At 61.0% G+C, this 13,713-nt stretch carries 10 protein-coding genes and 3 tRNA genes; 2 read left to right on the top strand and 11 right to left on the bottom strand.

From position 1 onward, the window contains the following. Position 1: 1 nt before the first annotated feature. The 11 genes from ACCD07_RS13600 to ACCD07_RS13550 all read right to left on the bottom strand — a co-directional run bounded on the left by ACCD07_RS13600 (position 2) and on the right by ACCD07_RS13550 (position 12,014). Positions 2–75, bottom strand: a tRNA-Asp gene (locus ACCD07_RS13600). 35 nt (positions 76–110) lie between these two features. Then, positions 111–186: transfer RNA gene (locus ACCD07_RS13595), tRNA-Val, on the bottom strand. 50 nt (positions 187–236) lie between these two features. Then, on the bottom strand, positions 237–509 hold the full coding sequence (locus ACCD07_RS13590; protein WP_070266615.1) for an HU family DNA-binding protein: 273 nt from the start codon (positions 507–509) through the stop codon (positions 237–239). Positions 510–713: 204 nt separating this feature from the next. Beyond that, a complete protein-coding gene (gene lon / locus ACCD07_RS13585; protein ID WP_176650616.1) occupies positions 714–3,125 on the bottom strand; it encodes an endopeptidase La in 2,412 nt (803 codons plus the stop codon). Between the two features lie 279 nt (positions 3,126–3,404). Further along, positions 3,405–4,673 carry an ATP-dependent Clp protease ATP-binding subunit ClpX gene (gene clpX, locus ACCD07_RS13580; protein ID WP_176650615.1) on the bottom strand — a complete coding sequence of 423 codons (1,269 nt, stop codon included), beginning with the start codon at positions 4,671–4,673 and terminating at the stop codon, positions 3,405–3,407. A gap of 162 nt (positions 4,674–4,835) precedes the next feature. Continuing rightward, complete coding sequence (gene clpP, locus ACCD07_RS13575; RefSeq protein ID WP_020703301.1) at positions 4,836–5,453, bottom strand: ATP-dependent Clp endopeptidase proteolytic subunit ClpP; 618 nt, start codon at positions 5,451–5,453, stop codon at positions 4,836–4,838. A 167-nt stretch (positions 5,454–5,620) separates the two neighbouring features. Further along, positions 5,621–6,961, bottom strand: a complete 1,341-nt coding sequence (gene tig / locus ACCD07_RS13570) for a trigger factor (RefSeq protein WP_176650614.1) — start codon at positions 6,959–6,961, stop codon at positions 5,621–5,623. A 32-nt stretch (positions 6,962–6,993) separates the two neighbouring features. After that, a tRNA-Leu gene (locus ACCD07_RS13565) sits at positions 6,994–7,080 on the bottom strand. A gap of 185 nt (positions 7,081–7,265) precedes the next feature. After that, on the bottom strand, positions 7,266–7,727 hold the full coding sequence (locus ACCD07_RS13560) for a cupin domain-containing protein (protein ID WP_413447619.1): 462 nt from the start codon (positions 7,725–7,727) through the stop codon (positions 7,266–7,268). 61 nt (positions 7,728–7,788) lie between these two features. Beyond that, the gene (locus tag ACCD07_RS13555) at positions 7,789–10,881 is read right to left on the bottom strand and encodes an efflux RND transporter permease subunit (RefSeq protein ID WP_176650612.1); all 3,093 of its coding nucleotides are present in this window, start codon (positions 10,879–10,881) and stop codon (positions 7,789–7,791) included. Further along, positions 10,878–12,014, bottom strand: coding sequence for an efflux RND transporter periplasmic adaptor subunit (locus tag ACCD07_RS13550; RefSeq protein WP_176650611.1), 1,137 nt, complete (start codon positions 12,012–12,014; stop codon positions 10,878–10,880). Before ACCD07_RS13550 ends, ACCD07_RS13555 begins: the two co-directional genes overlap by 4 nt. A gap of 156 nt (positions 12,015–12,170) precedes the next feature. On the opposite strand from ACCD07_RS13550, the gene hpnC reads away from it, so the two are divergent. Both hpnC and ACCD07_RS13540 read left to right on the top strand, forming a co-directional pair. After that, positions 12,171–13,013 carry a squalene synthase HpnC gene (hpnC, locus tag ACCD07_RS13545; protein ID WP_176650610.1) on the top strand — a complete coding sequence of 281 codons (843 nt, stop codon included), beginning with the start codon at positions 12,171–12,173 and terminating at the stop codon, positions 13,011–13,013. Positions 13,014–13,077: 64 nt separating this feature from the next. Next, on the top strand, positions 13,078–13,695 hold the full coding sequence (locus tag ACCD07_RS13540; RefSeq protein WP_413447618.1) for a hypothetical protein: 618 nt from the start codon (positions 13,078–13,080) through the stop codon (positions 13,693–13,695). Positions 13,696–13,713: the final 18 nt, after the last annotated feature.

Here is a 13,713-nt window from a genome sequence, read left to right as displayed (position 1 = left end):
GCGGAGCGGACGGGACTCGAACCCGCGACCCCCGGCGTGACAGGCCGGTATTCTAACCAACTGAACTACCGCTCCAACAAAACACTGGGTACTACTCACTACTGCAAAACTGGTGGGCGGTGAGAGGCTCGAACTCCCGACCTAAGCCTTGTAAGGGCTCCGCTCTACCAACTGAGCTAACCGCCCGTTTTGCCTTTGGCGAGCTGCTCAAGCGTTGAGCCGCTCACCGAAGTCCGTTAGTTTACAGCATCTTTCAAAGCTTTACCAGCTTTAAATTTAGGAACTTTAGCTGCTTCGATGGTGATCTCTTCCTTGGTGCGCGGATTGCGGCCGGTGCGGGCAGCGCGTTCGCTCACGGAGAAGGTGCCAAAGCCGACCAGGGTGACGCTGTCGTTCTTTTGCAGGGTGGTGGTTACACCGTCGATCACTGCGTCCAGCGCGCGTGCAGCAGCCGCTTTCGAGATATCAGCGGTAGTAGCAATATGGTCGATCAATTCAGTCTTATTCAAAGCAATTCCCCGTCACAAAGGTTATATCGTTTTAGCCCGGGAATTAAGGTATTTGAATACCGTTACCGGGCCGAGAAAAATCTCAGGCCGTATTAAACAAGCCAGCCCGCCTCTGTGTCAAGCACCGCACCCTAGAAAAATGGGGTGAAATAACAAACAGGCGCTATAAAAGCGCCTGTTTGGGAGATTAACGGTCAATTAAAGTTAGTGTTTTACTACTTCCGTCTGGCCGTCTGCTTTGGCGGCAGCCGCCGCGACGGCTTCCACCGGCGCGGTTTCCGTCACCGCTTCAGGCATGCGCTCCAGCGCGATTTCCAGCACTTTGTCGATCCAACGCACCGGCACGATCTCCAGTTTGTTTTTGACGTTGTCCGGAATGTCGGCCAGGTCCTTGACGTTCTGCTCGGGTATCAGCACGGTCTTGATGCCACCGCGCTGCGCCGCCAGCAGCTTCTCTTTCAGGCCGCCGATCGGCAGCACTTCGCCGCGCAGCGTGATCTCGCCCGTCATCGCCACGTCGGCGCGGACCGGAATGCCCGTGAACACCGACACCATCGCCACCGTCATCGCCGCGCCGGCCGAAGGACCGTCTTTCGGCGTTGCGCCTTCCGGCACGTGGATGTGGATGTCGCTCTTCTCAAACACTTCGTTCTTGATGCCGAGACGATTGGCGCGGCTGCGCACCACGGTGCGGGCTGCCTCGATCGATTCCTTCATCACGTCGCCCAGGGTGCCGGTGCGGATCACGCCGCCCTTGCCCGGCATCTGCACGGCTTCGATGGTCAGCAGATCGCCGCCCACCTCGGTCCATGCCAGGCCCACGACCTGGCCGATCTGGTTCTCCTTTTCCGCGACGCCGAAATCGTAGCGGCGCACGCCCAGGAACTTGTCCAGGTTCTTGCTGGTGACGGCGACCTTTTTCTCGGTCTTCTTCAGCAGCAGCATCTTGACCACCTTGCGGCAGATCTTCGACACTTCGCGTTCCAGCGAACGCACGCCGGCCTCGCGGGTGTAGTAGCGGATGATGTCGCGCAGCGCCGACTCGGCCACCGAGATTTCCTCTTCCTTCAGACCGTTGTTCTTGATCTGTTTAGGCAGCAGGTAGCGCTGGGCGATGCTGGTCTTCTCGTCTTCCGTGTAGCCGGACAGGCGGATCACTTCCATGCGGTCCAGCAGCGCCGGCGGGATGTTGTACGAGTTCGACGTCGCCACGAACATCACATCGGACAGGTCGAAATCGACTTCGATGTAGTGGTCGGAGAACGTGTGGTTCTGCTCGGGATCCAGCACCTCCAGCAGGGCCGACGACGGATCGCCGCGGAAGTCCGCGCCCATCTTGTCGATCTCGTCCAGCAGGAACAGCGGATTGCGCACGCCGACCTTGGCCAGCGACTGCAGCACCTTGCCCGGCATCGAGCCGATGTAGGTACGGCGGTGACCGCGGATCTCGGCCTCGTCGCGCACGCCGCCCAGCGCCATGCGCACGAACTTGCGGTTCGTGGCGCGGGCGATGGACTGGCCCAGCGAGGTCTTGCCCACGCCCGGAGGACCGACGAAGCACAGGATAGGCGCTTTCAGCTTGTCGACGCGCTGTTGGACTGCAAGATATTCCAGGATGCGTTCCTTAACCTTGTCCAGGCCGTAGTGGTCGCCCTCGAGCACTTTCTCGGCGTTGGCCAGGTCGTTGTTGACCTTGGATTTTTTCTTCCACGGCAGGCTGACCAGCGTGTCGATGTAGTTGCGCACGACGGTGGCTTCGGCCGACATCGGCGACATCAGCTTGAGTTTTTTCAGCTCGGCGGTGGCCTTGTCCAGCGCCTCTTTCGGCATCTTGGCCAGCGCGACTTTCTTCTCCAGCTCGTCCAGGTCGGCGCCGTCCTCGCCCTCGCCCAGTTCCTTCTGGATGGCTTTGACTTGCTCGTTCAGGTAGTACTCGCGCTGCGATTTCTCCATCTGGCGCTTGACGCGGCCGCGGATGCGCTTCTCGACTTGCAGAATGTCGAGCTCGCCTTCCAGCTGGCCCAGCAGATGCTCCAGGCGCTTGGCCACGCTGAAGATTTCCAGGATCACCTGTTTCTGCTCGAGCTTGAGCGGCAGGTGCGCGGCGACGGTGTCGGCCAGGCGGCCGGCGTCGTCGATGCCCGACAGCGAAGCGAGGATTTCAGGCGGGATCTTCTTGTTCAGTTTGACGTACTGGTCGAACTGCTGAACGATGGCGCGGCGCATCGCTTCGATTTCCGAATCGTCGCCCAGCTCGGAATCGAGCGGCGTCAGATCGGCAACGAAGTGCGTCGGGGCATCGGTGATGCGGTTGATGCGCGCACGCTGCGCGCCCTCGACCAACACCTTGACGGTGCCGTCCGGCAGCTTCAGCATTTGCAGAATATTGGCCACGCAGCCGATCTCGTAGATATCGGAAGCAGAAGGTTCGTCCTTGGCAGCGGCTTTTTGAGCGGCAAGCATGATGCTCTTGCCCTGCTCCATTGCGGCTTCCAGCGCCTTGATCGATTTTGGGCGCCCTACGAACAGCGGTATCACCATATGCGGGAAAACTACAACGTCCCGCAGCGGCAATAACGGCAGTTGAGTTTGCTCAGTTAATTTGGAAGTTGTCATGGCGTACCTTATGTGAAAGCGTGATTATGATGTGGGCGCTGTTTCGCCAAATCACAAGACCGACCTGCAAGAAATAATTCTCCTAAAAAAGAGTATTTTCCAGTCCAGCTAGTCTGCTCTAAAAGAATACATCAAATAAAAAAGCCACGCGCGACAAGGCTGTCACGTGTGGCTTTCCGAATGAAGCCTGCATTCTTTTATTGATTTAAATTGTACCGCCTTGCCCCACGGATGCGAAATGAATTTTGCTCATCCGCCGGGTAAGTGTGCACAAGTTATTTAATTCTCACCAGATGCCTTGGCCTGGTCTTGATAGATCAATAAAGGTTTGGCGCCGCTGGTGATCGTATTTTCATCAATGACCACTTTGGTGACATTGGTTTCATTCGGCAGCTCATACATCGTGTCGAGCAAGGCGTGCTCGAGGATCGAACGCAGGCCGCGCGCGCCGGTCTTGCGGGCCAGCGCTTTCTTGGCGATCGCGTGCAGCGCGGCGGGACGGATTTCCAGTTCCGCGCCTTCCATGTCCAGCAGCTTGGAGTACTGCTTGACCAGCGCGTTCTTCGGCTCGACCAGGATCTGGATCAGCGCTTCCTCGGTCAGCTCCGACAGCGTGGCCACGACCGGCAGGCGGCCCACCAGCTCGGGGATCAGGCCGAACTTGATCAAGTCTTCCGGTTCCGCTTCCAGCAGCACTTCGCTGGCGTTGCGCTCCTTCTTGCTCTTCACGGTGGCCGAGAAGCCGATGCCGGATTTCTCCGAGCGGTTGGCGATGACCTTGGCCAGGCCGTCGAACGCGCCGCCGCAGATGAACATGATGTTGGTGGTGTCGATCTGCACGAAGTCCTGGTTGGGATGCTTGCGTCCGCCCTGCGGCGGCACCGATGCCATCGTGCCTTCGATCAGTTTCAGCAGCGCCTGCTGCACGCCCTCGCCCGACACGTCGCGGGTGATCGATGGATTGTCCGACTTGCGCGAGATCTTGTCGATCTCATCGATGTAGACGATGCCGCGCTGGGCCTTGTCGACATCGTAGTTGCAGCTTTGCAACAGTTTCTGGATGATATTCTCTACGTCCTCGCCCACATAGCCCGCCTCGGTCAGCGTGGTGGCGTCAGCGATGACGAACGGCACGTTGAGCATGCGCGCCAGCGTTTGCGCCAGCAGCGTCTTGCCGGAGCCGGTAGGACCGACCAGCAGGATGTTGCTCTTGGCCAGTTCGATGTCATCTTTCTTGCCCAGGTGCTTCAGACGCTTGTAGTGGTTGTACACCGCCACCGACAGGATGCGCTTGGCCGTTTGCTGGCCGATGACGTACTGGTCCAGCAAGTCCTTGATTTCATGCGGGGTCGGCAGGTCCGACTTGGCGCCCGTAACCGACTCGATGGCCGAGGTTTCATCGCGGATGATGTCATTGCACAGGTCGATGCATTCGTCGCAGATGAAGACCGACGGGCCGGCGATGAGTTTCTTTACCTCGTGCTGGCTCTTGCCGCAAAACGAGCAGTACAGTAATTTTTCGCCGCTGGAGGATTTTTTGTCTGACATGGGGCAGTTTTCTTTGGGTTACAGAATGGCTAGACTATGCCAGGAAGCATATATTTGAGTCCGGAAAAATCCGCCTACGACTACATGCTACCCGAAATAAAAACGAAACGCCCGAACGATTAATCGCCCGGGCGTTTTTTCAGCAATGCTGCGAAGGAAGCATCAAGCCCGGTTTGACAACATTTTGTCGATCAAACCATACTCTACCGCCTCTTCCGCCGACATGAAACGGTCACGATCCGTGTCTTTGGCGATCTGCTCGACCGTTTGACCGGTACGCTCGGCCATGATCGAGTTCAGGCGGTGACGCAGATACAGGATTTCCTTGGCCTGGATTTCAATGTCCGAAGCCATGCCTTGCGAGCCGCCGGACGGCTGGTGAATCATGATGCGCGAGTTCGGCAGCGAGAAGCGCTTGCCCTTGGCGCCGGCGGCCAGCAGGAAGGCGCCCATCGAGGCGGCCATGCCGGTGCACAGCGTCGAGACGTCCGGCTTGATGAACTGCATCGTATCGAAGATCGCCAGGCCGGCCGACACCGAACCGCCTGGGGAGTTGATGTACAGCGAGATATCCTTGTCGGGATTTTCGCTTTCGAGGAACAGCAACTGGGCGACGATCAGGTTCGCCATCTGGTCGTTGACGGGGCCGACCATGAAGATTACGCGTTCCTTCAGCAGGCGCGAGTAAATGTCATAGGAGCGCTCGCCACGGCCGCTTTGTTCCACCACCATCGGCACCAGGCCGAGCATTTCAGTGTCCAGCGCCGGATTACGGTTCATACCAGTCATTCCATTTCCTTGTGAAGCAGCTAGGGTCAGAAATCGTTTGCCGCTTAGCCGTCATCCTCGCGCAAGCGGGGATCCATAGAACGCATGCTCAGTATGGATTCCCGCCTGCGCGGGAATGACGGCGGCTACGGCGCCGTCTCTATTCTATCCTAGCTGGATTACGCTTGTGCGTTGCTTCCCATCAGTTCGTCGAAGGCCACGACCTTGGACGAAGTTTTCGACAGGCCCAGGACGTAGTTGACGACGTTTTCTTCCAATACAAGGGCTTCGACTTCGGCCAGGCGGCGACGGTCGCTGTAGTAGTACTTCAGCACTTCGCGCGGGTCTTCGTAGCTCTGTGCGAAGTCTTCGACTTGCGCCTTGACCTGCTCAGGCTGGGCTTGCAGCTTGTTCTCGCCGACCAGTTGCGACAGGATCAGGCCCAGACGCACGCGACGCTCGGCTTTTTCCGCGAACAGTTCTGGCGGGAATGGGATGTCCTTGACGTTCATGCCGCGGTTGGCCATGTCCTGGCGGGTCATTTCGGCCAGGCGCTCGGTATCCTGGGCGATCAGCGATTGCGGCACGTCCAGGGTCGCGGTTTTCACCAGCGCGTCCATCACGGCTTCCTTGTTGCGGGCTTTGACACGGCCGGCAACTTCGCGTTCCAGGTTGACCTTGATGTCTTCGCGCATTTTGGCGACGTCGCCATCGGCCACGCCCAGCGATTTGGCGAATTCGGCGTCGACTTCCGGCAGGTGCGCCCATTCCAGCTTTTTCAGCGTGATGGTGAACGATGCGGTTTTGCCGGCGACATCCTTGCCGTGGTAGTCCTCTGGGAAAGCCAGTGGGAAGGTCTTGGCTTCGCCAACCTTCAGGCCCACGGTGGCGGCTTCGAATTCCGGCAGCATGCGGCCTTCGCCCAGCACGAAGGCGTAGTCGTCAGCCTTGCCGCCTGGGAATTCCACGCCGTCGATCGAGCCGACGAAGTCCACGGTCACGCGGTCGCCGTTGGCGGCAACCGGCTCGCCGCCGTCGCCGTGTTCACCGGCTTCGCCCTTGGTGTGGAAGTGCACGCGCTGCTTGCGCAGGATTTCGATGGTCTTGTCGATTTCGGTTTCCGACACATCGGCCTTGACGGTCTCGATTTCCACCGTCGACAGGTCGCCGACGACCACTTCCGGGTAGACTTCGAACGTCGCGTCGAAGGTCAGCACGCCGGCTGGCGACTCGGCCTTGGGCTCGATGTTCGGATAGCCAGCCACGCGCAGCTGGTTTTCGTTTGCGGCGTCGTTGAAAGCGCGGCCAACTTTATCGTTCAGCACTTCGGTTTCGATCTGATAACCGTATTGTGCCGCGACCATTTTCAGAGGAACTTTACCCGGACGGAAGCCTGGTGCCTTAGCCGTTTTGGCTTGCACTTTCAGGCGCTTCTCAACTTCAGCGCGGACCTCGGTCAGCGGGAAGGAGATCGTGATACGACGTTCGAGTTTGCCTAAGGTTTCGACTGCAGTTGCCATGTAAAAATCGTCCAAAAAATAAGAAAAACAGTTGGTGCGAGGAGGGGGACTCGAACCCCCACACCATTGCTGGCGTCAGGACCTAAACCTGGTGCGTCTACCAATTTCGCCATCCTCGCGGCATGTTTGCACAAAAGCAAAGGGCGACCCGTAAGTGAAAACGGTCGCCCTATCCCCACTTTTCCCGCGGGGGCTTTCAACTTCAACGCGATATTCTAACGGGTTTTCTAGCGAAATGTGGCGATTTTTAATCTCTCGCCAACATTAGCGCGGTTTTTGCCCATTTAGCCAGCAAAGCGGGCCGTTAGTAGGGGCTGGACGCAGGGCGGCCAGCCAAATCGGTCCATATATCGTCGGGCAGCGAGCGGTCTCGCAGGCACACCCGATCATGCTCTGGGTAGGTGATGTGATCGACCGGCGCGCGGGTCCCCACCACCAGGCAACGCGTCGCGCCGGCACTCCGGTTCTCCAGGTAGTGCCCGACCCGGACGCCTGCCCGGAAGGTCGCGGCGCCGCCGGCGCGCACCAGCGTCTCGGCGCTCCCCTCCACCACGGTGATCTCGCCGGCAAGGACGTAAACCATCTCGTCCTCGGCGCTGTGCCAATGCTTGATCGAGGACCTGCAGCCGGGCTGCAGCACTTCGATCAAGGCGCCGAACTGCGTCAGCCCTCCAGCCTCGCTGATCCACAGTGTTTGATTCGGCTCGGTGGATCCGTCCACCGGATTGACCTCGGTAACCAGTTGATCAGCGGTGAAGACAGGCATGATGACGCTCCGTGCGCAGCAGCGGTTTTTTGGACACGCGCCCGCGTGTCCTCGGCGCATATCATAACGCCTGCGGTTTTTTGACGCGGAACCAGGCCGCGTACAGCGCCGGCAGGAACAGCAGCGTCAGCGCGGTCGCCAGGATCAGCCCGCCCATGATGGCCACCGCCATCGGTCCCCAGAATACCGAGCGCGACAACGGTATCATCGCCAGCGCCGCGGCCGCCGCGGTCAGGATGATGGGACGGCAGCGCCGCACCGCCGACTCGACGATCGCGGTCCACGGATCGTGGCCGGCCTTGATGTCCTGCTCGATCTGGTCGACCAGGATCACCGAGTTGCGGATGATCATGCCGAACAGCGCGATGATGCCCAGGTTGGCCACGAAGCCCAGCGGACGGCCCAGCACCAGCAGCGCCATCGCCGCGCCGGCCACGCCCAGCGGACCGGTCAGGAACACCAGCAGCGCCCGCGAGAAGCTGTGCAGCTGCAGCATCAGCAGCGTGAAGATGATGAAGATCGCCAGCGGCAGGTTGGCCGCGATCGACGCTTCCGCCGTGCCGCTGTCGGCCGCCGCGCCCTTGACGGTGATGGCGTAGCCGGCCGGCAGCTTGTCGCGCAGCGCCTTCAGCTTGGGCTCGATCTGGCCGGAGACGGTCGGTCCCTGGATGTTGTCGGCCACGTCGGACTGCACGGTGATCGCCCATTCGCGCCCTTCCCGCCACACCACGCCCGGCTCCCACACGAAGTGCGCGCGGGCCAGCTGGCTGATCGGCACCGACTTGCCGCTGGCGGTAGGGATGTTGGTGTCGTTCAGGATCGAGATCGTGTTGCGCTCCTCGATAGGCTGGCGGATCTGGATGTCGATCAGCTTGATGTCCTCGCGGAACTGGCCGATGGTGGTGCCCGACAGGATGGTGTTGGCCGCCCGCATCACCGTTTGCGAGGTGACGCCCAGCGCGCGCATCTTGTCCTGGTCCAGGTCCAGGCGCAGCACCTTGATCGACTCGTTCCAGTTGTCGTTGACGCCCAGCGTGTTCGGATTGTCGCGCATGATGTCCTTGACCTGGTCGGCGATGGCGCGCACCTTCTCCACCTCGCCACCGGTGACGCGGAACTGCACCGGATACGGCACCGGCGGCCCGTTCGGCAGCAGCTTGACGCGGCCGCGCACCTCGGGGAAGTCCTGCTTGAAGATGGCGACGATCTTGTCGCGCAGCGCGCCGCGGGCGTGCAGGTCCTTCGGCAGCACGACGATCTGCGACACGTTAGTCTGCGGGAAAATCTGGTCCAGCGGCAGGTAGAACCGCGGGCTGCCGGTGCCGACGTAGCTGGTCACGCTGACCACGCCCTCCTGCTTGCGGATGAAGGCCTCGAACTTCTTCACCTGCTTTTCGTTGGCGGCGAAGGTCGTGCCTTCCGGCGTCCACAGCTCCACCATCAGCTCGGGACGGCTGGAATCGGGGAAGAATTGCTTCTCGATGAACTTGAAGCCATACACGCCCAGCGCGAAGATCACCAGCGTCGCCGCGATGGTGGTCTTGCGGTATTCGACGCACCAGTTGACCACGGCGCGGAACTTACGGAATCCCGGCGTGTCGAAGAGGTCATGCTCTGGTTCGCCCTCGGCGTGTGGCTTGACTTTCAACAGCACATAGCCGATGTACGGCGTGAACACCACCGCCACCACCCACGAAATGACCAGCGCCAGCGCGTTGACCGAGAACAGCGAGAACGTGTACTCGCCGGCCGCAGACTTGGCCAGGCCGATCGGCAGGAAGCCGGCGACGGTGATCAGGGTGCCGGTCAGCATCGGGATCGCGGTCGAGGTGTAGGCGAAGGTGGCGGCGTCGAAGCGCGACATGCCCTCCTCCATCTTGCGCACCATCATTTCGACGGCGATGATGGCGTCGTCCACCAGCAGGCCCAGCGCGATGATCAGCGCGCCCAGCGAAATCTTGTGCAGGTCGATGTCCAGCATGCGCATGAACAGGAAGGTGACCGACAGCACCAGCGGTATCGTCAGCGCCACCACCAGGCCGGGACGCACGTCCAGCCGCAGCTTGGGCTTGCTGTGCAGGCCCAGCGCGACGAAGCTGACGGCCAGCACGATCAGCACCGCCTCGATCAGCGTGTGCACGAACTCGCCGACCGAGGCCTTGACCGCCTCCGGCTGGTCCGACACGCGCTCGAGCTCGATGCCGACCGGCAGCTTGGCCTTCATCGCGGCCACGGTCTTTTCCATGCTCTTGCCGAGCTGGATGATGTTGCCGCCCTTTTCCATCGACACGCCCAGGCCGATCACTTCCTTGCCGTTGAAGCGCATCTTGTTACCCGGCGGGTCCTGGTACTCGCGCTTGATGGTGGCGAAGTCGCCCAGGCGGAAGGTGGTGCCGTTGGCGCGCAGCTCCAGGTCCTCCAGGTCCTTGACCGTCTTCAGCGCGCCGGTCACGCGCACCTGCAGGTTGTCGGTCGGCGTCACCAGCACGCCGGTCGACTCGACGCTGTTCTGCGTGGCGATCTGGTTGACGATGGCCTCGAACGGTATGCCCAGCTGCGCGAACTTCTTGTGCGAGAACTCGATGTTGATCTTCTCGTCCTGCACGCCGAACAGCTCGACCTTGGACACCAGCGGCACGCCGAGCAGCTGCTGGCGCACGAAGTCGGCGTAGTCCTTCATCTCGGCATAAGTGAAGCCGTCGCCGGACAGCGCGAAGATCGAACCGAAGGTGTCGCCGAACTCGTCGTTGAAGAACGGCCCCTGCACGCCCGGCGGCAGGGTGCCGCGGATGTCGCCTATCTTCTTGCGCACCTGGTACCACGATTGCGCCACTTCCTTCGGCGGCGCCGATTCGCGCAGTTTCAGGATGATGGTGGTCTCGCCCGGCTTGGAATAGCTCGATATCTCGTCGATATCCGGCGTCTCCTGCAGTTTTTTCTCCAGCTTGTCGGTGACCTGCTCGGCCATCTGCAGCGAGGTCGCGCCCGGCCAGTTGGCCCGCACCACCATCGCGCGGAAGGTGAACGGCGGATCCTCGTCCTGGCCCAGGTTGGAATAGCTCAGCATGCCGCCTATCAGCAGCACGGCGATCAGGTAGCGCGTCAGCGGAATGTGTTCCAGCGCCCAGCGTGAGAGATTGAAGCCGCCCTTCATTTGGCGGTCCCGGCGATGGCAGGGGCTGGCGCGGGAGCGGCAGGCAGGTCATCGCCCAGGATCTTGACCTTCTGGCCCGGCTTGAGCAGGTTGACGCCGGCCGTGACGACGGTCTGGCCGGCCTTGACGCCGCTGCCCAGCACGATATCGTTGCCGGCCGCGCCGGCGATGGTCACAGGCACCAGCTTGACGGCCCCGCCCTCCACCACCCAGACCGAGGAGGCGGATTTTTCATAGTACAGCGCGGTCAGCGGCACCTTGATCTGCGGCACCGGCGACTTCGAGGCGAACTGCACCACCGCCGTCATGCCCAGCTTGGCTTCGGCCACCGAATCCGGGATCGACACCTTGGCGGTATAGGTGCGGGTGGACGGATCGGCCACCGGCGAAATCTCGCGGATCTTGCCGGCCACGGCGTTTTTCGGGTCGGCCCACAGGCGCACCTGCACGTCGGTGATGCGGCGCAGCGTCTCGACCTTGTCTTCCGGCAAGCCGATGACGATTTCCTTCTCGCCCTGCCTGGCCACGCGCACCACCGGCGTGCCCGGCTGCACCACCTGGCCGACCTCGGCGTCCACCGCCGTCACCACGCCGTCCACATCGGACACCAGGCTGGCATAGCCGGCCTGGTTGGACTGGCCGCGGTACGCCGCCTGGGAAGCGTCGACATTGGCCTGCGCCGCCTTGTAGGTGGAATCCTTGGCGTCCAGCACGGCCTGGCTGACGAAGTTCTTGCTGCGCAATTCCTGGTAGCGCTTCAGCTCGGCCTTGGCCAGGTCGCGGTTGGTTTCGGCGGCGCGCAGGCCGGCCAGCGCCTGGGCCTGCGATAATTGCAAGTCCTGCGGATCCAGCTGCATCAGCACCTGGCCGTGCTTGACCAGCGTACCGACGTCGACCTTGCGGGTGACGATCTTGCCGCCGACGCGAAAGCCCAGCCGCGATTCCACGCGCGGACGCACTTCGCCGGAAAACTCGGCGTTGACGTCGATGTCGCTGCCGGCCAGCACGATGGCGCGCACCGGGCGGATGTCCTCGGTCTTTTCGACCGGCTTGGAGCAGCCGGCCAGCGCGGCGGCGGCCAGGAGACTCAATATGAAGGGGGAAATCTGACGCTGTTTTTTCAAGGCGACCACGGTGTATTCCTTTAGCTTGCTCTGGAGTGTAGATGGCACTACTATTACGGGTTGGAAATAAATGACTTTCCGTTAATTAATTATAAGCCGAGCAAATCCGTTTGCAAATGACTTTCGCGTCATTAATTTTAACAATGCTTTTAGGCTACATGTAATATGTCGGTTGACCACTACGAAAATTTTCCCGTCGCCTCAATTTTGTTGCCGAGCCGCCTGCGCCCGGCGGTAGAAGCGATCTACGCCTTTGCCCGCAGCGCCGACGATCTGGCCGACGAAGGCGACGCCACGCCCGAGCAGCGGCTGGCCGCGCTGAACGCCTACGAGGCCGAGCTGGCCGACATCGAGGCCGGCGGCAGCGGGAAAGACCCGATGTTTGAACGCCTGGCGCAGGTGATCCGCGAGCACGGCCTGCCGGTCAAGCCGCTGCATGAGCTGCTGTCGGCCTTCAAGCAGGATGTGCTGGTGAGCCGCTACCAGACTTACGACACGCTGCTGGACTACTGCTCGCGCTCGGCCAATCCGGTCGGTTTCCTGATGCTGCACCTGTACGGCGCGGCCGATGAAGAGAATATGCGCGACTCGGACGCGATCTGCACGGCGCTGCAGCTGATCAACTTCCTGCAGGACGTGGCGATCGACATCCACAAGGAGCGCATTTACATCCCGCTGGAGGATTTGAGCCGCTACGCGATCTCGCCGGCCGCGCTGGACCACGCCAGCGCCCGGCCGCGCTGGCGGTCGATGATGAAGTTCGAGGTGGAGCGCACCCGCGCGCTGCTGTTAAGCGGCGCGCCGCTGGCCCTGCGGCTCAACGGCCGCATCGGCTTCGAGCTGCGCATGGTGGTGCAAGGCGGCTTGCGCATCCTGGACGCCATCGAGGCGGTCGAGTACGACGTCTTCCTGCACCGCCCCAAGCTGACCCGGCGCGACTGGCTGGCCATCTTCTGGGCGGCCCTGCGCATGAAAAAGCAGATGAAGGCCGCGTTCAGCGCCGCTTGATGCCTCTCAATTGAAAGTGCTCTCTGCCGCGCTATACTTCGGAGATAGGCTCCGGAGTACAGCCATGCCCGATATCACCCGTGAAGAAATCGACGCGAAGACCGCTGCGGCAGAAGCGAAATCACAAACGCAGTTTGCCATCTTAAATGGTAAATTTGACGCCGTCTTAACTCAATTTAACGGCAAACTTGACGCCGTATCAAACCAGTTCAACGACAGGCTTGACGCCGTATCAAACCAGTTCAACGACAGGCTTGACGCCGTCGCGACCCGGTTCGACGCAAAACTTGACACCCTAGCAACCCATTTCAACGCCAGAATTGACGCCGTGGCCGCCCAGTTCAACGGAAAGCTTGACGCCATGGCCGCGCAGTTGAACGGCAGGCTTGACGCCATGGCAGCACGCCTGGATGGACATGGGGAGCGCATCGACGCGTTGGAGCATGCCGTCGGCAGTCTCAAAACCACGGTCATAGTCACCGGCATCAGCTCGGTGATCGCCATCGTACTCGGTGTGGCGACATTCAATGCCACGCTGCTGTCCAATATGACAGCCACCTTTCAGGCTGGCAAAGACGTTGCAACGACTCAGGCGGAAGTACAGCGCCAGGTTGAGGCCACGGCGGCGCTGTTACGTCGGCTGGAGCGCGAACATCCCCCCTCCTCGCCACCTCAAAAATAGCCGCGCACGATTAAATCG

This window comes from Duganella sp. Dugasp56, from assembly GCF_047304105.1.
Taxonomy (GTDB): domain Bacteria; phylum Pseudomonadota; class Gammaproteobacteria; order Burkholderiales; family Burkholderiaceae_D; genus Rugamonas; species Rugamonas hordei.
The sequence above is the reverse complement of the archived record's forward strand: the minus strand, read 5'-3'. Positions and strand labels throughout refer to the sequence as shown.

Excerpts from the sequence above, each read along its gene's own strand:
- clpP (WP_020703301.1), bottom strand. The coding sequence starts at position 5,453 with ATGAACCGTAATCCGGCGCTGGACACTGAAATGCTCGGCCTGGTGCCG.
- ACCD07_RS13555 (WP_176650612.1), bottom strand. The coding sequence starts at position 10,881 with ATGAAGGGCGGCTTCAATCTCTCACGCTGGGCGCTGGAACACATTCCG.
- tig (WP_176650614.1), bottom strand. The coding sequence starts at position 6,961 with ATGGCAACTGCAGTCGAAACCTTAGGCAAACTCGAACGTCGTATCACG.
- clpX (WP_176650615.1), bottom strand. The coding sequence starts at position 4,673 with ATGTCAGACAAAAAATCCTCCAGCGGCGAAAAATTACTGTACTGCTCG.
- lon (WP_176650616.1), bottom strand. The coding sequence starts at position 3,125 with ATGACAACTTCCAAATTAACTGAGCAAACTCAACTGCCGTTATTGCCG.
- hpnC (WP_176650610.1), top strand. The coding sequence starts at position 12,171 with ATGTCGGTTGACCACTACGAAAATTTTCCCGTCGCCTCAATTTTGTTG.
- ACCD07_RS13540 (WP_413447618.1), top strand. The coding sequence starts at position 13,078 with ATGCCCGATATCACCCGTGAAGAAATCGACGCGAAGACCGCTGCGGCA.
- ACCD07_RS13560 (WP_413447619.1), bottom strand. The coding sequence starts at position 7,727 with ATGCCTGTCTTCACCGCTGATCAACTGGTTACCGAGGTCAATCCGGTG.